Source organism: Aquabacter cavernae, from assembly GCF_003993795.1.
Classification (GTDB): Bacteria; Pseudomonadota; Alphaproteobacteria; order Rhizobiales; family Xanthobacteraceae; genus Aquabacter; species Aquabacter cavernae.
Genome location: NZ_RWKV01000007.1, coordinates 83,930 through 104,815, shown reverse-complemented (window position 1 = coordinate 104,815; position 20,886 = coordinate 83,930). Strand labels below are relative to the sequence as shown.

Annotated in this window: 11 protein-coding genes and 1 riboswitch; of the genes, 2 read left to right on the top strand and 9 right to left on the bottom strand. The window is 69.5% G+C overall.

The window, feature by feature from the left end; all coding sequences use genetic code 11:
- The first annotated feature begins 116 nt into the window (after positions 1 to 116).
- Together serA and EJJ38_RS04735 are read left to right on the top strand one after the other, a co-directional pair.
- Positions 117 to 1,385, top strand: coding sequence for a phosphoglycerate dehydrogenase (gene serA / locus EJJ38_RS04740; RefSeq protein ID WP_245454111.1), 1,269 nt, complete (start codon positions 117 to 119; stop codon positions 1,383 to 1,385).
- A gap of 170 nt (positions 1,386 to 1,555) precedes the next feature.
- The gene (locus EJJ38_RS04735; RefSeq protein WP_127088977.1) at positions 1,556 to 2,224 is read left to right on the top strand and encodes a TenA family protein; all 669 of its coding nucleotides are present in this window, start codon (positions 1,556 to 1,558) and stop codon (positions 2,222 to 2,224) included.
- Positions 2,225 to 2,228: 4 nt separating this feature from the next.
- Here EJJ38_RS04735 and EJJ38_RS04730 read toward each other — a convergent pair whose 3' ends face one another.
- The 9 genes from EJJ38_RS04730 to EJJ38_RS04690 form a co-directional block, all read right to left on the bottom strand.
- Entirely contained in the window at positions 2,229 to 2,723 is a 495-nt protein-coding gene (locus EJJ38_RS04730) for an RES family NAD+ phosphorylase (protein ID WP_127088976.1), read from the bottom strand.
- Between the two features lie 11 nt (positions 2,724 to 2,734).
- On the bottom strand, positions 2,735 to 3,085 hold the full coding sequence (locus tag EJJ38_RS04725) for an antitoxin Xre/MbcA/ParS toxin-binding domain-containing protein (RefSeq protein ID WP_127088975.1): 351 nt from the start codon (positions 3,083 to 3,085) through the stop codon (positions 2,735 to 2,737).
- 76 nt (positions 3,086 to 3,161) lie between these two features.
- Positions 3,162 to 3,878, bottom strand: coding sequence for a DUF6925 family protein (locus tag EJJ38_RS04720; protein WP_127088974.1), 717 nt, complete (start codon positions 3,876 to 3,878; stop codon positions 3,162 to 3,164).
- On the bottom strand, positions 3,875 to 4,645 hold the full coding sequence (locus tag EJJ38_RS04715; protein ID WP_127088973.1) for an ABC transporter ATP-binding protein: 771 nt from the start codon (positions 4,643 to 4,645) through the stop codon (positions 3,875 to 3,877). Before EJJ38_RS04715 ends, EJJ38_RS04720 begins: the two co-directional genes overlap by 4 nt.
- Positions 4,642 to 5,652, bottom strand: a complete 1,011-nt coding sequence (locus EJJ38_RS04710) for a FecCD family ABC transporter permease (RefSeq protein ID WP_127088972.1) — start codon at positions 5,650 to 5,652, stop codon at positions 4,642 to 4,644. The genes EJJ38_RS04715 and EJJ38_RS04710 overlap by 4 nt, the downstream gene beginning before the upstream one ends.
- Entirely contained in the window at positions 5,649 to 6,515 is an 867-nt protein-coding gene (locus EJJ38_RS04705) for an ABC transporter substrate-binding protein (RefSeq protein WP_127088971.1), read from the bottom strand. The genes EJJ38_RS04710 and EJJ38_RS04705 overlap by 4 nt, the downstream gene beginning before the upstream one ends.
- Positions 6,516 to 6,522: 7 nt before the next feature.
- On the bottom strand, positions 6,523 to 8,511 hold the full coding sequence (locus EJJ38_RS04700) for a TonB-dependent receptor plug domain-containing protein (protein ID WP_127088970.1): 1,989 nt from the start codon (positions 8,509 to 8,511) through the stop codon (positions 6,523 to 6,525).
- Positions 8,512 to 8,615: 104 nt separating this feature from the next.
- Positions 8,616 to 8,823, bottom strand: a riboswitch (cobalamin riboswitch).
- A 50-nt stretch (positions 8,824 to 8,873) separates the two neighbouring features.
- Entirely contained in the window at positions 8,874 to 18,593 is a 9,720-nt protein-coding gene (locus EJJ38_RS04695; protein WP_127088969.1) for an autotransporter outer membrane beta-barrel domain-containing protein, read from the bottom strand.
- 152 nt (positions 18,594 to 18,745) lie between these two features.
- A complete protein-coding gene (locus EJJ38_RS04690; RefSeq protein ID WP_127088968.1) occupies positions 18,746 to 20,854 on the bottom strand; it encodes a glycosyl transferase family protein in 2,109 nt (702 codons plus the stop codon).
- Positions 20,855 to 20,886: the final 32 nt, after the last annotated feature.

Sequence of the window (20,886 nt, the reverse complement as noted above, 5' to 3'; positions counted from 1 at the left end):
AAAACGCTAATTTCGCGCCGCCCCCGGGCCGTGGAATCCGGGGGCAGGATCAGCCGCAGCGGCTGGGCCGGGAAATCCCGTCCTGCCGCCATTCATCGCCGAAGGACGTCGGTATCGTGCACCACAGCCACATCCATGCGCCGCACCTCTCGCTCGCCAAGGACAAGATCCGGGTGCTGCTGCTCGAAGGCGTCAATGACAGCGCCGTCGAGCTGATGACGAACGCGGGCTACACCAACCTCACCCGGCTGCCCAAGGCGCTGGACGGCGAGGCGCTGAAGGAAGCGGTGAAGGGCGTCCATATCCTGGGCATCCGCTCGCGCACCCACATCACCCAGGAAGTCCTGGAGGCCGCCGACCGGCTGATCGCCATTGGCTGCTTCAGCGTGGGCACCAACCAGGTGGAACTGGACCCGTGCCGGGTGCACGGCATCCCGGTGTTCAACGCCCCCTTCTCCAACACGCGCAGCGTGGCGGAACTGGTGATCGGCGAGATCGTGATGATGCTGCGCCGCGTCATCACCCGCTCCAACGCCGCCCATGAGGGCCGCTGGGACAAGTCCGCCAACAACAGCCACGAAGTGCGCGGCAAGACGCTGGGCATCGTGGGCTACGGCAATATCGGCTCGCAGCTCTCGAACCTGGCCGAGGCCATGGGCATGCGGGTGCTCTATTACGATCACACCGACAAGCTGCGCCACGGCAATACCGAGGCCACCACCTCGCTCTACGATCTGCTGGGGCAGAGCGACGTGGTCACCCTGCACGTTCCGGAAACCGCCGCCACCCACAACATGATCGGCGCCGACGAGATCGCCGCCATGAAGGACGGCGCCTATTTCATCAACAATGCGCGCGGCACGGTGGTGGACCTCGACGCGCTGGCCGATGCGCTGAAGTCCGGCAAGCTGCGCGGCGCGTCCGTGGACGTGTTCCCCGTGGAGCCCGGCTCCAACAACGAGCGCTTCGTCTCGCCCCTCCAGGGCCTCGACAACGTCATCCTCACCCCGCATATCGGCGGCTCCACCGAGGAGGCGCAGGAGCGCATCGGCGCCGAGGTGGCCCGCAAGCTGGTGGATTACAGCGACACCGGCTCCACCATGGGCGCGGTGAACTTCCCGCAGGTCCAGCTTCCCGCCCGCCCCCTGGGCACGCGCTTCATCCATGTCCAGCGCAACGTGCCGGGCATGCTGGGGCGGCTCAACGAGGTTCTGGCGCGCCATTCGGTGAACATCGCCGCGCAGTATTTCGAATCCTATGGGGACGTGGGCTACGTGGTTCTGGACGCCGACGCCTCGGCGGCGGACACCCAGGCCGTGCTCTCGGACATCCGGGCGCTGGACGGCACCATCCGCGCCCGCCTGCTCTACGAATACAAGCTCTGAGCCTTTCGGCGCGGTGGCCTTAGAGTGTTTCAGCCTTTCATGGAGACGCTGAAACACTCTATCTCTTTGTTTTTTACGCATTTCCTTCACGCGAACCGCTTCACACTTCGCTCGGAAATGCTCTAGGTCCGCCGCGCTGGCCTTGAAGACATCTGCTCCCGGAGGGGTCCATGGACGTGTTCGACCGGCTCAAGGCCGCCCGCACCGAGGACTGGGCCGATTATGTGGACCATCCCTTCGTGCGCGCGCTCGGCGACGGCACGCTGCCGGAAGCTGCCTTCCGCGCCTATCTCGTCCAGGACTATCTGTTCCTCATCCAGTTCGCCCGCGCCTATGCGCTGGCCGCCTATAAGAGCCGCACCCTGGCCGACATCCGCGCGGCGCAGGATGGGCTGGCCGCCATTCTCAGCGAGACCGAGCTGCATGTGCGCCTGTGCGCCCGCTGGGGCCTGACGCGCGCGCAGATGGACGCCGCGCACGAGCATCAGGCCACCGTCGCCTATACCCGCTTCGTGCTGGATTGCGGCGCGGCGGGCGACCTCTTGGACCTGCATGTGGCGCTGGCGCCCTGCGTGGTCGGCTATGCGGAAATCGGCCGCGCGCTGGCCGCTAAAATCCCCGGCGGGCTCGACACCCACCCCTATCGCGACTGGATCGGGGAATATGCGGGAGACGGCTATCAGCAGGTGGCCCAGGCCGCCCGGCGCCATCTGGACCATCTCGCCGCCCGCGCCATGACCGAAAGCCGCTTCGCGGACCTCGCGTCTCTTTTCGGCGCCGCCTCCCGCCTGGAGGCCGACTTCTGGCAGATGGGCCTCGATCTGGCGGCGAAAGACTGACGCCTCACCGTGTCAGGCGCCCTTCGTCATCCACCAGAATGAGCTGATGCGGCGCGGCTCCCCAGGCCCATAGGACGAGGTTCACATCCTCCGGCCGCGCGCCACGCGCGAAGCTGGGCACGCGGAGGCCGTGATACCCCTCGCTCATGAGGCGGCGGGCAAGAGCCTGCGTGCGCGCCTCGCCCTTGTTCCGCATCTGGTCGCGCCAGGTAGAATCGGCGAGATCGGCGGGCGTCATGCCTACTGAATGCAGTACCTGCGGATCACAGCCATCCAGCACGGCGGCGATGTCCGCGTCGTAGCAGACCAAAGTGGTGGGCTGGAGATCGCCCACCTGATTGGCCTCCCGGATCGCCGTGAGAATGGAGAGCGACGTATAGAGCGCGGGCACGCCCTTCGGATTGAAGCGCCCGCCATAAAGCGCCGCGCCTTGCCCCGACAAGGGCTCGCGCGCATGGACTGGATTGAGGGCCCGATAGAGCTTGCCCCGATAGCGCATGCCGGACCGCCTCAGGCGTGGATGCCCGCATCCACCGCGTCGATATAGTCCAGCACCTCGTCCGCCCGCCCCGCCCGTACCAGCAGCATGGCGGTCTGGCCGGAGAAGCCGGGCAGCGGCTCGGAGCGGTACCAGGCATAGGCAAGCAGGGTAGAGCCGAAGCGCGGCTCCACCTTGTTGATGATCTCCACCATCTCGCGCAGGCGCCTTTGGGTGCGGTCCGAGCGCACCCTATCCTTGCGCTGCACCGCATCGCGCCCAAGACCGGCGGTGCGGGCGATCTCCTCGCTGGTGGTGCGGAAGGCGTCGGCCATCTTGCGCGGCGCGAACAGGCCCTGATCCGCATATTGCGCGAGTCTCATGACCTTCTCCTTTCCCGATAACCACAAAATCTGACGCAATATAGCGCCAGATGATGCGGCACTCAAGATTGTCTCCTCACGCCCGCCCCATCCCGCCATCATGGGGCGGATGGATGGAGAGGCAGGGGACCAGTCCTTCGGGGATGGGAATGCTCGCCGCATGGGTGCGCCGGTGGGCGAGGAGCTTGGGGAGCACATGGGTGTGCGGCCCGTCGGGGCTGCGGCCGTCCGGCGGGGGAATGGGCTGGTAGACTTCGATGCGCCCCAGCGCCGACATGAAGACCCGGTGCGGCTGGTGGGCGATCACGGCGCCCATGAGGCCGGGGGCCGCGAACATGTCCTGCCCCTCCACCGCCCGCAGCGCGGCGATGAGGTCCGGCACGCCGGTGCGCACGCAGGCTTCCACGGCGCCAAGGCCGATGCCCAGGTCGAACAGCACATGGCCCCGCTCCGCTTCGCGCAGAGCGTCCCCGTCCGGCCCCAGCTCGGTGATGACGGCACGCCCCGCCCGTGCCGCCTGGATCTGCGGCAGGCAGCAGGCGAGTGCGCGCACGCGCCGGGCCTCGTGGCGCGAGGGCATCTCGTAATCGATGAGGACCGCATCGGGATGCGCGGCGATGCGCAGGCCGCCCCGCTCCGTCACCACGTCGAGCCGCCCCTCGCCCTCGGCGATATCCACCGGCTCGTCCGGCGCCCGCACGAATTCCGCGATGCCGCCGAACACGCCGAGGCTCCATCCCGTGCGCGGGTCCAGCGCGGCCAACCGCAGGCGCATAAAGGGGGTGTCGGTCATGGCTTGTGCTCCGCATCGCTCCGGCGCCAGGGCAGGATGAAGGGTTCGCCCTGGCGCGTCCCGGTCTCCACCGTCACGCCATAGGCATCGCGCACCCGCTCCGGCGCGAGGACCAGATCGGGAGCGCCCTCCGCCACGGCGCGGCCGCCTTTCATGAGAAGCAGACGGTCGCAGAAGCGGGCGGCGAGGGTCAGGTCGTGGAGCACGGTGATCACCGTCGCCCCGCCCCGGGCCGCGTCGCGCAGCGCTTCCATGACTTGCAATTGATGGTAGGGGTCGAGGGCCGCCACAGGCTCGTCCGCCAGAAGCACCGGCGCCTCCACCGCCAAAGCCCGCGCCAGCAGGACCCGCGCCCGCTCCCCGCCGGAGAGCGAGCCGGTGGTGCGCCCGCGCAAGGGAAGCACGTCCGCCGCCGCCATGGCCCGTTCGGCGGCGGCATCCACCTCGGCCGGGCCGTGCGGCAGGCGGCCGAGCGCCACCACCTCCTCCACTTTCATGGGCCAGTGGATGCGCCCGTTCTGGGCGAGATAGGACACCGCCCGCCCGAATGTCCGCCGGTCCAGGGCCGCCGCCGGTCGTCCGTCATAGGTGACCACACCCGCCGCCACCGGATCGAGCCCGCACAGGGCCCGCAAGAGGCTCGTCTTGCCCGCGCCGTTGGGGCCGATCAGCCCCAGCATCGCGCCCGGCCGGGCGGTGAGGGAAAGGTCCCGCACCACGATGGCGTCGCCCCGGCGCAGCGTCAGGTCTTGGGCGGCGAGGATCATTCCCCCTCCATCTTCAGGCGCCGCAGAAGCAGGAGGAAGAAGGGCGCGCCCAGGAGCGCCGTGACCACGCCGAGCTTCAGCTCCGGCCGCGTGGGAATGAGCCGCACGAGGATATCAGCCCCCAGCGTCAGCGCCGCCCCGGCGAGGCCGCTCACCAGAAGCAGGCGGCCCGGCCGGTGCCCCACCAGGGGCCGCATGAGATGGGGCACCACCAGCCCCACGAAGCCGATGGCCCCCGCCACCGCAACGCTCGCCCCCACCGCCGCCGCAGCGCCCCCCACCACCAGAAGGCGGGTGCGCGGAAGCGAGAAGCCGAGGCTCTGCGCCGTGTCCTCGCCCAAGGTGAGCGCGTCCATGGCCCGGCTGGTGGCGAGCACCAGGATCCAGCCCAGCACCATGAATGGCAGGGTCAGGGCCACATGCTGGAGGCTGCGATCGGAGAGCGAGCCCATGAGCCAGAAGACCACTTCCAGCGCTGCATAGGGGCTGGGCGAAAGGTTGAGCGCCAAGGCGGTGAGCGCGCCCGTGAGGCTGTTGAGCGCCACGCCCGCGAGGATCAAGGTGGCCGTGCCAGCACCGCGCCGCGCCAGCACGAGAAGGAAGGCCGTGGCGAGCCCCGCCCCCGCCAGCCCGCCCAAGGGAAGGGCCAAAGCGAAAGCCGAAGACAGGCCGAAATAGAAGGCCAGCACCGCCCCCAAAGCCGCAGCGCCCGAAACGCCCACCACGCCGGGATCCGCCAGCGGGTTGCGCATGAGCCCCTGGAGCGCCGCGCCGGTCACGCCCAGGCTGAAGCCCACCGCCGCCCCGAGAATGGCGCGCGGCAGGCGCAGCTCGGCCAGCACCATGGCCTCCAGGCTCGGCCGCCCGGCCATAAGGTCCGCCAAGGCATGGGAGATGTCGAAGGGAACCGGGCCGATGACCAGGGATGCGGCCATGAGCGCGAGGATGAGGACACAGAGGCCCAGTGCGAGGCCGGTCATGGGAATGCCGGTCGTGGCGCGCGTCATTGCACGGGCCTTTCGCGGGTTGTCGCCCCGCGCACTGCGATCTCGCGCGCGGCCTTCACCCGCGCAGCAGCGAGGAGCCGGGCCGCTTCCGCCAGCTCCGGCCCGGCGCAGGCCCACAGGCGCGGGGGCAGCGCCACCACGCGGCCCTCCTGCGCGAAATGCGCCAGCGCCGGATGGCGCAGCAATTCGTCCGCCAGGGAGGGGGGCGAGTCCGGGGAGGCATTGATCACGAGCATGTCGGGATCCGCCGCCACCACATCCTCCAAAGTGAGCTGGCCCATGCGGTCCGGCGAGAGGCGCGCGGCGAGATTGTCGAAACCCGCCGCCGACAGGATTTCGTCCGCCAGCGAGCCGCGCCCGGCGGCAAAGCCGTTGGGGCGCAGGACGATGGCCGTGGGACGACGGGCTGGCGGCGGCGGAAGGTCGGCGAAGGCCTGCTTCATCTGCGCCACCATGGCCGCTCCGCGCTGGGGAACGCCCAGGCGGTCGGCCACCTCCTCAATCTGGGCATAGGCCTCCGCCAGGGTCGCGGGCACGCTGAGTTCCAGGATCGGCACGCCGAGCCGATGCAGCATGGCGCTGGTGGTGCGCGTGGTGAAGGCGCCTGTGAGCACGAGGTCCGGCTTCACCGCCGCCACTTCCTCCGCCAGCCCGCGATTGACCGGCACATCCTGCGCCAGCGCCGCCACGTTGGAACCGCGCGGGTCCCGCGCGAGCCAGGTGACGGACGCCACCTGCCCCTTGTCCAGGAGACGCAAGGCCAGCTCGTCGCCGCACAGATTGAGCGAAGCCACCCGCTCGCCCGCCTGCGCGGGAGCACAGGCGAGCAGGAGGCAAGCCGCGAGCAGGCCCGTTTTCGTCATGCCCACCTCAATAGGTGAACTTCACGCCGCCATAGGCGCCGAAGCCCGGCGCCAGGAAGCCGTTCGGATTCTCGTAGGTCTGGTCGAACAGATTGTCGATGCGCCCGAACAAAGTGGCGTTGGGCATCCAGGCATAATTGGCCGCGAGGTTCACCACCGTGTAGCCGGGCTGGTCGATATAATCGCTGGTGAGGCGCACGATATCCCACCAGGCCGAGGCATAGATGAGCGTCGCGGAAAGGTTGAGCTGGTCCGTGGGGTTCCAGTCGGCGGTCACGCTCACCTTGTTGTTGGGCCGCCGCAGCGGCGTGCACGAGGTGAAGGTGAGCGGCGCGCAGGCGGCACCGAAGGACGTGCCGGCGGGCATGTAGCCCACCACATACGTGTAGGTGTAGTCCACCCGCAGCTTCAGCCGGTCCGTCACCTGCATGGCGATGAAGGTTTCCGCGCCCTCCGTGGTGGCGTCGGAGATGTTGACGTTTTGGTACGTCACGGGGTCGTAGCTGATGAGGTTGGTGATGTCGTTGTGGAAGTAGGTGGCGCCGAACGTCACCTTGCCCCCGAACACCTCCTGCTCGAAGCCGATGTCGTAGCCCGTGCTTTCTTCGGGCTGCAGCTCCGCATTGCCGTAGAGCGGCGCATAGAGCTGGTAGAGGGTCGGTGCCTTGAAGCCGGTGCCGTAGCTGCCCTTCAGCGTCGTTCCCGTCTCGGGGATCAGCATGCCGGGCGCGATGCGGTAGGTGGTGTGGTCGCCGTAATCGTCGTTGCTGTCATAGCGGATATTGGCCGCGCCGAAAAAGCGCTCGCCGAGCTTGGTCTGCCATTCCGCATAGACGCCCGTGTCGCCGGTATTGGCCTCGATGCTGGTATATTGGGTGGAGGAGGTCATGGCCTCGTTGCGCCGCTCCACGCCCGCCAGCAGGTTCTGCCCCGGCGCGAAGGCGTAGTTGGAGCGCAGGTAATAGATCTGCCGGTCCCCGTCATACTGGCCGTTCACCGAGGTGTTGGGGCCGTAAGTGGGGTTCGAGGTATTCATGGCGCTCACGCCGAACGTGGTGGCGAGCGCGCCGTCCAGCGCCGTCCACACGCCCTCCCCCTTGGTGAAGAACATGCTGTTGAAGGTGGTGGAGCGCTCGGGCGCCGGAATCGCCGAGAAGAAAGGCGGGGGGTAGATGTCCGGCGTGTAGGAGAGCTGGCTGTCGATGTAGCGGGCCACGAAATTCAGGGCGAGATCGTCCGTCACCTGAAGGTCGAGGCGGGTCGAATAGGTCCAGTTGTCATAGGCGTTGGGATTGTTGGGATAGCCCGGCGGCAGCAGGCCGGGGGGCGTCACGGGAATGTCCGTGGACGAGAAATGGGTGACGTTGAACGAGTAGCCGAGCCGGTCCGTGGAGCCGCTCACCGCCGCCGCCTGGTTGAAGGTGCCCATGGCCCCGCCTTCCACGAAGGCGAAGAATTTCGGCGGCCCCTCGCCCTTCTTGGTGGTGACGGAGATCACGCCGCCAATGGCGTCGGACCCGTAAAGGCCGCTCTGCGGACCGCGCAGCACTTCAACGCGCGCAAGGTCGGTGGCGAGCAACTGGCCGAAATCGAAGGCGCCGTTGGGCGAGGAGGGATTGCCCGCGTCGATGCCGTCGATCAGCACCTTCACATGGTTGGAATTGGTGCCGCGGATGAAGACCGAGGTCTGCCCCCCCGGCCCGCCGGTCTGCACCACATTGAGGCCCGGCAGGGATTGCAGCACCTGGGGAACGGTGCGCAGCTGCTGGCGCTCGATATCCTCGGACGTCACGACGCTCACCGAGGAGGCGATCTGACTGGCGGGGGTCGGGATGCCCGTGGCGCTCACCACGATTTCCGGCAGGTCGGACGTGGAACCGGAGGCGGTTCCCGACGCCGCCTGCGCCAGGACGGCGGTGGAGGTGGTGGCGAGCAGCAATGCGGAAAAAGCAGCGTGAACCGCCGGGCGGGCGGAAGACATCAGGCGGGAAGACATATCGGCCTCGGCGGGACGAGTGGTCCGTCACCGCGAACGAGGCTCCGTGCGACCACTTGGCCGCCTGGAAACCACCATCAGGACACCCCGCCCAACGTGCTCGCGCGTGACCACGGCTGACGGCAGGTCTCCTGGCTCGCGGGTCGGTGTCCGGTTCGTCGCCTTCCCAGGCCGAGGCCCAGTGGCTGATGACGATGGACTCGCCGCTTACAGTTGCGGGGGCAGCCATGGCTTCGGCAAACACCCCGAAGGGGGTCACCTCACCACATTCCCTTTTGATCCCCTAGGGGAACCGTCACGGGCACACTAAGCGCGCCGCGACGGCCGGGTCAATGGTCCGTCCCTGCGACAGAGGCGTCTGATTACCACCGCACGCGGAAGCTGGCGGAGGCACCTACGGTGGAATAGCCCTCCGCGAGTTGCGCATCGAAGCCCGCCGAAAGCGCGGTGTTGGGTCCGGCCAGGAACTGGATCCCCGCATGCAGGTCCGCCGCATTGCTCACGGTGGGAATGGCCGTACCCGAGAAGGCGATGCCCGGCAATTCCGCGAAGCTGCGCGGCACGTCCCGGTTCGGGCTGAAATCATGCATCCAGGCGGCCCGCAGATAGGGCGCCACCTGCTGCCCGCTGGCGGTCGTCCAGCGCCCGTCCAGTTGGAAGCCCATATAGAGCGGCAGCGCCGTGATCGTCGTGCTGTCGTAGGAGAGGCCGCGCCCAAGGGTGAACATCTCCGAGCCAGCGCCGAGCCAGAGCTGGGTCGGCTGGAAGGCCACGAAGGGCGTGAAACTCGCGCCGGTCGCCCCCAGCGCGAAGCTGTAGCCCGCCTCGATTCGCCCGCCCAGCACCGTGCCGTCGAAACCGCTGTCCGTGGCGAGGTTCAGGTTCAGGCTGTAGAGGTTGCGGTCGAGATTGGCGCTGCCATAGCCCGCGCTGGCGATGGCCGACACATAGGCCGGGCCGGCCTGATAGAGGCCGTACAGGTTGAAGCTGCCATAGCTGGTGGAAACGTCCGCCCCATAGGCATTGGCGGAAATGCCGGTGGTGGAGAAGCTGACCGCGGCGCCCGCCAAAGCCGGCATGCTCGTCAGTTCGCCGTCGATACCCACGAGGCCGCCCAGCGTCGAGCCCGAGAGCCCGCCGCCGGTGGTGAGGCTGCCCATGGGCGTGCCCCAGAAATAGCGGCCGCCCGTGCCCGCCGCCTGCTCCGAACCGGAGCCGCCGGCCGAAGCCGCGTATCCCAGCACGGTGGAGGCCGGCCGCAGGCCCGTGCGCCACTGGTCCATCTGGGTGGTGATGCCCGCCATGGCCGCCGAGGCGGCGTTGATCATGGTGGTTGGAACGAGGGAGACGGCGCCGCCGCCCACGGTCTCATAGGATTGTTCGAGGCCGGCCACGGTCGTCACGTCCAGCAGCGCCGGGACGATGGTCTCGAACAGGGGAGAGGAACCCCGTGTCTGGATTTCCCCGATGAGCGCACCGGTGGCGAGCCCCCGCGCGGAGAGGCCGAAGGGCGTGAAGTCGATGGTGGTGCCCAGGCTCAGCCCGCCGCCGATCTCCGCGAGGGAGAAATCGAGGATCGCAGTATCGCCCAGCGCCACGAGGTTCGAGGTGGTGAAAGTCCCGAGCACGCTCAGGAAGGGCGTGTCGTAATGGCCCGGCATGGCGCGGGCGGGGTTGTAGACCATGCCCAGCACGCCGCCGGAGAGACGGGCATCGCCATTGATGACGAAGCTGTCCGACTGGCCGGAGAGCTGGTCCGCCCGGATCCCGAGCACGCCCGTGCCGGTCTGGACGAGGCTGCCATTGATGGTGGTGGTGCCCAGCGCCGAGAAACCGCTGCGCAGCATGCCGGCATTGGTGAACAGGTTGCTCGTTCCGCCGAGATCCAGCGAGGAGCCCGCCCAGATGGTGCCGCCCGAGAGGTTGGTGAGCGAATTGACCGCCCCCGGCGTGAGCGACAGGTTGCCCACGATGCTGCCGCCCGTGACCACCTGGGCAAAGCCCGTCAGGGTCTTGACGGCGAGGCCGTCCGCGCCGTCCAGGGTGGAGATGGTGCCGTAGGAATTGATGTAGGTCTCGGTGCCGTCGCTGACGACGCCGATGCCGCCCACGCCGCCGGTGATGCTCGATCCCGCGGCCATGTTGAGGATGGGATCGCCGTTGCCCTGCATGTAGATGCCGGTGCCCCCGCCGCCCGGCGCGGTCACCGAGCCGCCGCTCTCAAGGCTCACGAACACCTTGCCGGAGGCGGTGAGATTGCCCGCCACGAACTCCATGGAGGTGCCGTTCATCACGAGGCCGCCGCCGTCGCTCACCGACTGGGCGATGACGCCGTAGGTGTTGGTCCCGCTGGCGACGATGGGCGCGCTGACATTCACCGTGACCGCGCCGCCGGAGCCCGATCCGCCGCCCGCGCTATAGGAGAGCGCCATGTCGTTGCTCACCGCCACGCCACCGCCGCCGCCGATGGACTGGGCGAGAACGCCCACCGAATTCGTGCCGCTGGTGGTGATCGAGGCGCCCACATTCACCGTCACGCTGCCGCCGTCGCCGCCGGAGCCGGAGCCCGCGAACTTGACCGCCGATGTGGCGCGGCCGAGGCCGCCGCCGCCGCCGATGGACTGGGCCACGATGCCCAGAGCCGCTTGGCCGGTGGTGGTGATGCTGCCGAATGTGGAGACGCTCACGTCTCCGCCGCTGCCGCCCGCGCTGCCGCCCAGGGTCAGCGTGTAGGCCCCCACGGTGGCGAGGCCGCCGCCGCCACCGATGGACTGCGCCACAACGGCATGGGCGAGCATGCCGGCGGTGGAAATGCTCGAGCCGCTGAGGGCGGACACGACAACGCTGCTGCCGCTGCCGCCGGACGCACCGCCCAATGTCACGGTGCCGCTGGAGGAGACGCTTTCCTGGCCGTCCGTGGGCAGGCCGGCCAGACCGCCGCCGCCGCCGATGGACTGCGCCACCAGCCCCATGGACCGGACGCCAGAGGTTGTTACGGGACCTCCAGCAACCAGCGCGACGACATCGCCATTGCCGCTCACCGACCCGGTGGCGCCAAGTGTGATGGTGTGTTCCGTGGTCAGCGAACTGGAGCTGCTTCCGATCATCACCACGCCGCCGAAGCCGCCGCCGCCGGCGATGGACTGGGCGACGACACCGTAGGATTCCATGCCCGTCGTGGCGATCGCGCCGTTATTCTGAACGGAGATCTGCTCCGCATCGCCACCCGACCCGCCGCTGCCACCCAAGGAAAGCGTGATGCTGCTGGAGGCGGTACTGCCGGAGACCGACGCCGCACCCGAAGCCACGCCGCCGCCGCCCGCGATGGATTGCGCGAGGACGGCAGGCGCGAAGGCGCCGGTCGTGTAGGTCGCCATGGAATTCACGACGTCGACCGTGCCGCCCGAGCCGCCATCGCCCCCGCTGCCACCCAGCGAAAGGCCCGCCGCATAATTGGCGGTGCCACTGCTATTGGACGCGGACGCCATGACCTCGCTGGTGCCGCCCGCGCCGCCACCGCCGCCGATGGACTGGGCCAGGAGCCCGATGGCACCGACCCCGGATGTGGAGGTCTCGGCATCGTCGGTGGTGACGCTCACCGCGCCGCCGTCGCCGCCGCTGCCCCCCGTCCCGCCGAGCGAGAGTGCGAGGTTCGCCTGGCCGCTGCCGGTGCTGCTGCTATTGCTCGCGCCGCCCACGCCGCCGCCGCCGCCCACGGACTGCGCCAGGAGGCCATAGGCATAGGCGCCGTTGGTAGAAAGCGTGGTCGCCGCCGAAGGGCCGGTGAAGGTGAGGGAGACCGCGCCGCCGTTGCCACCCGATCCGCCCGACCCGCCCAGGGACAGGGTGGCGTTGAAGTTGCTGCCTCCCGTGCTGCCCCCTCTGGAGGAGCCGCCCACGCCGCCGCCGCCGCCCACGGACTGCGCGAAAATGCCCGTCGCGCTGGTGCCATAAGTGAGCACCGAGCCCGTGGCGCTGACGGAAACCTGCCCGCCCGCACCGCCCGAACCGCCGCTGCCGCCAAGGCCGAGCGCGAGGGCATAGGTGCCGTTGGTGGCGTTGCTGGTGGAGGCACCGCCCGTGCCACCGCCGCCGCCCACCGACTGGCCGAAAATGCCGACGGACTGCACGCCCGTCGTGGTCACGGGCGCCGCGATCGTAATCGAAACGGTGCCGCCGCCGCCGCCGCCGCCGGCGGTCCCGCCCAGCCCCATGGACAAGGCCGCGCCGTCCTCTGCGGTGGATGACGTGCTGCCCCCCGAGGTGGAGGCCGTATTATCGCTGCCGGACGAACTGCTGCTGGCGCCCGTGGCGGAGTTGGTGACCGCGCCGCCATTGCCGCCGCCGCCGCCCACGGACTGGGCGAAGACACCGTAGGAATTGGCGCCCTGCGTGGCGATTCCGTAGAAGTCGTTGACGGTGTTGGGCGCGGTCACCGTCACGGTCACCGTGCCGCCCGCCCCGCCACCGTCGCCGCTTCCGCCGAGGCCGAGCGACAGGGCCAGCGGACCGCCGGACGAGGTGGTGCTGGAGGCCGAGCCGCCACTGCCGCCGCCGCCGCCCACCGACTGCGCGAAGAGCGCCGCCGAATTGGAGCCGGACGTCTGGAGCGTGCCGCTGCTGGTCACGCTCACGCCGCCGCCCGTGCCGCCCGAGCTTCCGTTTCCGCCCAGCGCCAGGGAGGCGCTGTAATTGCCCGCCGAGCTGTTGGTGGTGCTGGAGCCGCCATTGCCGCCGCCACCGCCCACCGACTGCGCGAAGATGGCCGGAGATTGGTCACCGGGCGTGACGAGGGTGGTCGTGCCGGTCATGTTCAGGCCGGTGACGATGGCATATTGGTTGGTGACGTTGACGGAATTGCCGTCACCCGCCGTTCCCCCGCCGCCGCCAAGGCTCATGGCCAGCGAATAGCCCCCGCTCGTGCCCGCCTGACTGCCGGACTGCCCGCTGGAATGGCCAGCCGCCGACGTGGTTTCGCTGCCGGTCGCCTCACCGGACGTGCTGCCCGTCGCGCTGGTGCTGGGGCCGCTGCTCGTGCTCGATCCCGGCGCGGTGGCCGACGCGCTGCTGGAGCCGCCATTGCCGCCGCCGCCGCCCACCGACTGGGCGAAGATGCCCGCCGCATTGGAGCCGACCGTGTTGAGATAGGCGGCGACCGAGGAGCCGGCATTCACCGTGACGGTGCCGCCCGTGCCCCCATCCCCGCCCGAGCCGCCGAGGCTCATGCTGATGGCGGCCTGTCCGCCGCTGCCGGCCGTGCTGGAAGAGGAGCCGCCCGTGCCGCCGCCGCCGCCCACGGACTGCGCGAAGATGCCCGCCGCCTGGAGGCCCAGCGTCTGGATATAGCCCGTGGAGGTCACGGTGACGGCACCGCCCGTCCCGCCCGTGCCGGCACCGCCGCCCAGGCTGAAGGACGCCGCATAGGAGCTGCCGCTGGCATTGTTGGAGCTGGAGCCGCCCGATCCGCCGCCACCGCCCACCGACTGGGCGAAGATGGCCGTGGACTGGTCGCCAAAGGTTAAGATGGACGAGCCATTCGCCACCGTCACGCCCGCGCCGTTACCCCCATTGCCGGCGAAGCCACCAATGGTGACGGATGCCGAAGTGCCGTCGGTGGCGCTGCTGCTGCCGTTGGACGGGCTGCTGCTGGAGGCGCCGGAAACCGCCGAGCTGACATTGGTCGCCACCGAGGCTGCGCCCGAGCCGGCGATGGAGGTGACACCGCCCGAAAGCTCTTCCCCGCTGCCCGCATTCGTGGTGCTGGAGGCCGCCCCGCCATTGCCGCCGCCGCCGCCGATGGACTGGGCGAGAATGCCGTAGGACAGGGCGCCATAGGTCGCCAGCGTGCCGCCGCTGGTGACGGAAACGCTTCCCGCGGTGCCTCCGCCATCGCCATAGCCGCCGATGGCGACGCCTGCCGCATAATCGTTGCTGGAGGCGGTGGCCTGGGTCCAGCCGCCATTGCCGCCGCCGCCGCCGATGGACTGGGCGATGATGGCCGAGGAATGCTGGCCGGACGTGAAGATGCCGCCGCTGGTGACATTGGCATTGCTGTTGAGGATGACGCTGCCGCCGTCTCCCCCGCTCGCCCCGCCCCCGCCGATGGCGACGGAAACCGCCGTGGTGGAGGCGATGGCATTGGCATCCGCCGAGCCGCCATTGCCGCCCGAGCCGCCGATGGACTGGGCGATGAGCCCCGCCGACTGGTCGTAGGATATACCCGACACGCCGGTCTGGACGACGCCCACCTGCGTGAGCGTGACAGTGCTCCCGGCCCCGCCCGAAGCGCCCGAGCCGCCGATGGCGACGGAGGCCGCATAGCCGGACGTCTGCGAGTCCGTCCCTGACAGGCTGAAGGCGCGGCTGGACCCGCCATTGCCGCCTGCCCCACCGATGGACTGAGCGAGGACACCGGTGGCGCCGTATCCGGCCGTGATGATATCCGCCGCCGTGACGGTGACGGTCCCGGCATTCTGGCCGGACCCGCCGCCCCCGCCCGTGGCGCCCGCGCCGCCCACGGACACCTTGGCATCGCCGCCGCCCGTGGAGCCCGAGCCCGCTATGGCGAAGCCGCCATTGCCGCCCGAGCCGCCAATGGACTGGGCGAGAATGCCGATGGACTGGGCGGCATTGGTGGCCACGGTGCCGGAAGCGGTGACGATGACCGCGCCGGAGCCGCCCCCCGAGCCGCCGCCCCCGCCCACCGTCACGTCGGTCGCGAAGACGACGGCACCCGCCGCCCCGGCGCTGAAGCCGCCATTGCCGCCGGAGCCGCCGATGGATTGCGCAAGGATGCCCGGCGAGACGAGGCCTGTGGTGGTGGTGGTTCCGTTGGCCGTCACCTGGACGGTTCCGGTGACAGAACCACCCGAACCGCCGGTGCCGCCGATGCTCACGGGGGCGCTGGCGCCGGTGCCGAGCGAGCCCGCGAAATCCCAGCCGCCATTGCCGCCGGACCCGCCGATGGCCTGGGCGATGATGCCGGCGGACTGGTTGTAGCCGGCCGAGGACACGTCCTGCGTCGCGATGGTGACGCCCGTGGCGGTGCCGCCCGCCCCGCCGCCCGCGCCCAGGCTGACCGCGGACGAGAGGTCGTCTCCCAGGCTGCCGGATACGGCGAAGCCGCCATTGCCACCCTGGCCACCGAGGCTCTGCCCCACCACGCCGGGCGAGAAGGGGCCGTTCATCTGGATCGAGGCGTAAGCGGTGACGCTCACCGCCCCGGCCGTGCCACCGGCCCCGCTGCCCCCACCGAGATCGAGGGTGCCGGACGCGGAGCCGGAGAAATCCCCGCCCACCGCGAAGCCGCCATTGCCGCCGCCCCCGCCGATGGACTGGGCGAGAATGCCCGGCGCAGTGCCGCGCGCCTCGGTTCCATAAGAGCCCGTATTGGCGAAGATCTCGCCATAGCTGGTGACGCTTACGCTCCCGGCCGAGCTTCCCGCCCCCGCAGCGCCGCCGACGCTGAAACTGAACGCCGCGTCGCCGGACAGGTCGCCCGAGGCCACGAAGCCGCCATTGCCGCCGCCGCCGCCGATGGACTGGGCCAGCAGCACGGGCGCGCCGCCGTAATTGGAGGTGAGCTTTCCGTAGTTCAACACCGTGACGGCGCCGGCCGAATTGCCGCTGCCGCCCGCGCCGCCCACCGTGATGCCGGCGGATGCGGAGATGCCGAGATCGGCATTGATGCTGAAGCCGCCGGACCCACCGCCGCCGCCGATGGACTGGGCCACGATGGCGCTGGATTCCGGGCCGTTGACGGTGATGTTCGCCGATCCGTAGCTGTCGCTAACCGTCGAATTCTGGTTGTAGACCCAGACGTTTCCGGCCGCGCCGCCGGACCCGCCCTGACCGCCCACGGTGAGGCTGCCGGAGAAGCTCCCCGCATCCACGGAGACGGTGTTGCCGCCCGCGCCGCCGCCGCCGCCGATGGCCTGGGCGAGAATGCCGTGGGAGCGCTCTCCGTTGGTGTTGATGATGCCGCCGGAATTGTCGGCGATGACGGAGGTCGCGAGACCGCCCGATCCGCCGCTGCCGCCCACCGTGAGGCCGAGCGAGGAGCCGGTGGAGACGTTCGCCGTCACGCTCGTGCCGCCCACGCCGCCGCCGCCGCCGATGGACTGGCCCACGAGGCCGTGGGAATCGTCGCCCTGGGTCAGGATGCTGACGCCGTTGGTGCCGGTATAGACATCGCTGCCGTCCCCGCCGGACCCGCCCTTTCCACCGAATCCGAGGGTGAAAGAGCCCTCCGTCGAACCGGACAGGGACACGGCATAGCCGCCCGAGCCGCCGCCGCCGCCGATGGACTGGGCGACGATGCCCGGGGAGCTGTCGCCTGCCGTGGAGATAAGCGACGTGCCCGCCGGGCCGCCGATGGTCTGCCAGCCGGTGAAGGTGATGGTGCTGCAGGCGCCGTTACTGCCGGAATTGCCGGAATAGGTGTTGCAATTGACCCCGACCGGGCTGCCGGCCCCGCCGCCGCCCCCGGAACCGCCATGGGCAATGGCGGCCGAAACCCCGTCCGTCAGGTCGAAGGAAACGCTGCCGCCGCCCGAGCCGCCGCCGCCGCCCACGGACTGGGCGAGGATGCCGCCGGAATTGACCTCAGACGTGGTGATGTTTCCGGTATTGCCCACGAAGATGCCGGAGCCGCTGCCGCCGTCGCCACCCGTGCCACCCACGGCGAGCGACACGCCCGCCACCAGGGAGGCCGAGCCCGACAGGCCGAACCCGCCCGCGCCGCCGCCGCCGCCGATGGACTGGGCGAGAATGCCGTAGGAGCCGCCCGCCGAGGTGGGCGTGCTGCTTCCGTTGCAGGCGCCCGTGCACAGGTCGCCATAATTGATGACGGCCACCTGGTTGCCGCTGCCGCCATCGCCGCCGGACCCGCCGAGCGCCACCGCGAGACCCGGCGCACCGGAGAAGGCCATGCCGCCCGAACCGCCCGCGCCGCCCAAGGACTGGGCGAAGATGGCGGCGGCCGAGCCGCCCGTGGTGGTGATGCTGGAATAGTTCAGCACCTCGACGGCCGAACTGTAGCCGGCCGGACCGCCGGAGCCGCCGAGCGCCACAAGGCCCGCCGCCACGCCTGCGTTTCCGCCGCCGCCGCCCACGGACTGGGCATAGATGCCGTAGGCGCCCGCGCCGGTGGTGGTGAGCGTCGCCGTGGAATTATACCCGTTCATCACCCAGACTTGGCCGGCGTCGCCGCCATATCCGCCACCGCCGCTGACGCCGCCGAACCACCCGTCCGCGTTGCCGCCGTCGCCACCGCTGCCGCCGATGCTCTGGGCGAAGATGGCCGTGGTCTGGGAGGTGATGGGCGCGAAATTGTAGAGGAGGATCTCATTGCCCGTGCCGCCCGCGCCGGCCGCCCCGCCATTGCCGCTGCTGATGGGGCTGTCCTCATTGCCGCCATTGCCGCCCTGGCCGCCGATGCTCTGCGCCCATATGCCGTAGGAATTCGACCCCGTGGTCGTGATGGACACATAGTTCTCTATGAAGACCTCACTGGCGCTGCCGCCCGCGCCACCGCCGCCGCCCTGGAAGCTCAGGGAAGACGTGCTGCCGCCGTTGCCGCCCCGCCCGCCCTGGGAGATCGCCACGATCCCCGTATAGGTGAAGGTATAGGTGCCGGTCTGGCTGTTTGTCTGAACCTCCACATAGCCGCCTGCGCCGCCTGCGCCGCCCGGATAGCCGCCGAAGCAGTCGGCTCCGTCGCCGCCATTGCCGCCCGTCCCTCCGGTCGCCGTGGCGAGGATCATTGTGTCGGCATAGGTGGCGCCGGAGCTGAGACCCGTCGTGAAATAGATGGAGGATTCATTCGCCGCGCCGCCGGCAGCGCCGCTATAGGGCCGGTAGTAGCAATTGACCTCGTCCTGGCCGCTGCCGCCGGTCGAGCCCGTCTGCTTGTCCGACGCGAGAGTGCTGCCGCCGATGGAGGGCGCCGTGGATTGGGCCGCGGCCGGGCGCGTGAGTGCCCCGACTGCCGCCGAGGCCAGCAGAAGGCACAGGATGCTAGAGAGCCCGCCGCCGGAGCGCCGAGCGACGGGGAAGGATTCCAACGCGACCGAACGCGCCACGCACACGCCGTTACCCATGCGACCCGCTGCCCCCGCCCGTGGCCATGGCGGCGCCTATGCGCCCGCTATGCCGCAAAGGCACTTTGGACATATGGGCTCAGGCTATCAATGTCGCTTTTTGGTTCCTTCGGGACGAATGGAGGATTGGCCGCTCAGGCCGCCACCAGGGCGCGCTGCCGTTCCAGGCCCCGCCGGAGGGCTTCAGGCGTCACCACGCCGCGATGGAGCAGGTGTTCGCCGATGCGTCCGTCCCGCTCGGGCTGGTAGTCCAGCATGGCCGCCTCGAAGGCCGCCCGCTGCACCAGGCCCTGCTCGATCAGCACGTCGCCGAGAAGGGGCGGCGCGGCCTGGGCACTGAACGTTTCGGCCGCGCCGGTGAGCATGCGCAGGGCCGCCGCGATCTCGCTTTCGCGGGCGATGCACTGGACCGGCGCGCGCCCGAGAACGGTGGCTAATTCCGCTTCGGCCGCCGGGCTGAGCGGGCCGCCCACCGCCACCCGCGGCGCGCCGGCTTCGTCCGGTCCCATGGCGATGCAGCGGTGGCGCACGCAGAGGGCGAGCGGGATCGAACTGCCGTGAGCTTTCACCTCATCAGGCGTCAGGAACACGCGCGGCATGTCTTCCTGCGCCGCCAGCGCCTCGGCCAGGGTGTCGTCGTCCAGCCAGCCCTTCGCCAGCAGCAGGCGGCCGAGCGGAAGCTGGACTCCCGGCTGTTCCTCCAGGGCCCGGTCCAGCTTGTCCTGGTCCACCGCCTGCCAGGAGCGCAGCAATTCGCCGATGCGCGCGCGCCGCTTGGCCAATTGCTCGGTGGTGGGGAATGCGTGGGTGGTCTTGTCCCAGGTCACGCGGGTGCCGAACAGAAGGGAGGAGATGAACAGCTTCCAGGCCCGGGCGGCCGCCATGAAGTTCACCGCGTTCGCCACCACCATGCGCGGCAGCGAGAGCAGCCCCTGCTGCCAGCCATAGGACCGGCCGACGAAATAGACCCGCTGCACCACGCGCAGCGAGAGCGCGATGAAGTTGAAGAACAGGACAAAGGACATGAAGGCGTTGCCGGTGAACAAGGGCGGGAAGCGCTCCATCCCGTAGCCCAGCTCCGACGCGATGAAGAAGCCGAGGAAATTCAGCAGCACGAAATAGGCCAGGATCGACACCAGCGAGGTGACGATGGACTTGCGGTCCCGGAACAGCAGGTACTTGGTGGCGAAGGAGCCCGGCCAGCCGAGCTGCACCCAGCTCTGCAGCGCGATGCCCAGCGTCCAGCGCGCCTTCTGGCGATAGGCGGCGCGGAACGTGTCGGGGAAGAATTCCCGCACGCACAGCGGCATGGAGATGGTGGCCTCGGTGTCCTTGGAGGTCAGCCAGCGCTTGCGGATGACGCGGTACTGCACCGGGAAGCGCACGAAGATGGACTGCATGCCCTGGCGCGTCAGGCGCAGGCCGATGTCGTAATCCTCGGTGAGGCTTTCGGTGTTGAAGGGCTGGTTTTGCGTTTCCGCGCACAAGGCCAGCAGCGCCTTGCGGGAGAAGCAGGTGCCCACGCCCGCGGACGGCACCATGCCCGAGAGGCTCTCGCGCACCGGCAGGTCCTTGGCGTGCCACTCGGCGAACTCGTCCATATAGGTGCCGGCCACCAGTTCGTACCAGTTCCGCTCCAGCGACATGACCGGGATCTGAACCAGTTCCTTGCGGTGGACGAGATAGTTGAAGAGGTGAAGCTCCAGCGGGTGGATCACGTCCTCGCAATCGTGCAGCACCACGCCCGCGAACTCGACGTCGTGGCGCTGCTCGTAGAGGAAGATGGCCTGCACCACCCAGTTGAGGCAGTCCGCCTTGCAGGTGGGGCCGGGATGGGGAACCTCCACGCGCTGAAGCTGCTTGAAGCGCCGCTTCATGCGCTCCACTTCGTCGATGGTCGCCTGATCGTTGGGATAGGTGCCCACGAAGATCTGGTAGTTCCGGTATTCCAGCGTCCCCACCATGGTGTCCAGCATCACCGCGATGACATTGGCCTCCATCCAGGCGGGCACCATGATGGCGATGGGCTTCTCCGGCTGCTCCTTCAGCATCTGCGGGGTCAGGGGGCGATAATTGGGCGCGCGCTTGATGGTGAGCGCGCGGATCACCTCGCGGGTCCAGTAATAGCCGTCGATGAACAGGTCATCGATGCTCGACAGCATGATGAGGATGGCGACGATCGCCGCCACCCATTCCAGCGTGACGTAATAGAAGGCGACCGGATAGAGGAGGAGCGCGCTCATGCCCACGCCCCTCCCCCGGTTCCATCAGCCGC

Excerpts from the sequence above, each read along its gene's own strand:
- EJJ38_RS04735 (WP_127088977.1), top strand. The coding sequence starts at position 1,556 with ATGGACGTGTTCGACCGGCTCAAGGCCGCCCGCACCGAGGACTGGGCC.
- EJJ38_RS04730 (WP_127088976.1), bottom strand. The coding sequence starts at position 2,723 with ATGCGCTATCGGGGCAAGCTCTATCGGGCCCTCAATCCAGTCCATGCG.
- EJJ38_RS04725 (WP_127088975.1), bottom strand. The coding sequence starts at position 3,085 with ATGAGACTCGCGCAATATGCGGATCAGGGCCTGTTCGCGCCGCGCAAG.
- EJJ38_RS04720 (WP_127088974.1), bottom strand. The coding sequence starts at position 3,878 with ATGACCGACACCCCCTTTATGCGCCTGCGGTTGGCCGCGCTGGACCCG.
- EJJ38_RS04715 (WP_127088973.1), bottom strand. The coding sequence starts at position 4,645 with ATGATCCTCGCCGCCCAAGACCTGACGCTGCGCCGGGGCGACGCCATC.
- EJJ38_RS04710 (WP_127088972.1), bottom strand. The coding sequence starts at position 5,652 with ATGACGCGCGCCACGACCGGCATTCCCATGACCGGCCTCGCACTGGGC.
- EJJ38_RS04705 (WP_127088971.1), bottom strand. The coding sequence starts at position 6,515 with ATGACGAAAACGGGCCTGCTCGCGGCTTGCCTCCTGCTCGCCTGTGCT.
- EJJ38_RS04700 (WP_127088970.1), bottom strand. The coding sequence starts at position 8,511 with ATGTCTTCCCGCCTGATGTCTTCCGCCCGCCCGGCGGTTCACGCTGCT.
- EJJ38_RS04690 (WP_127088968.1), bottom strand. The coding sequence starts at position 20,854 with ATGAGCGCGCTCCTCCTCTATCCGGTCGCCTTCTATTACGTCACGCTG.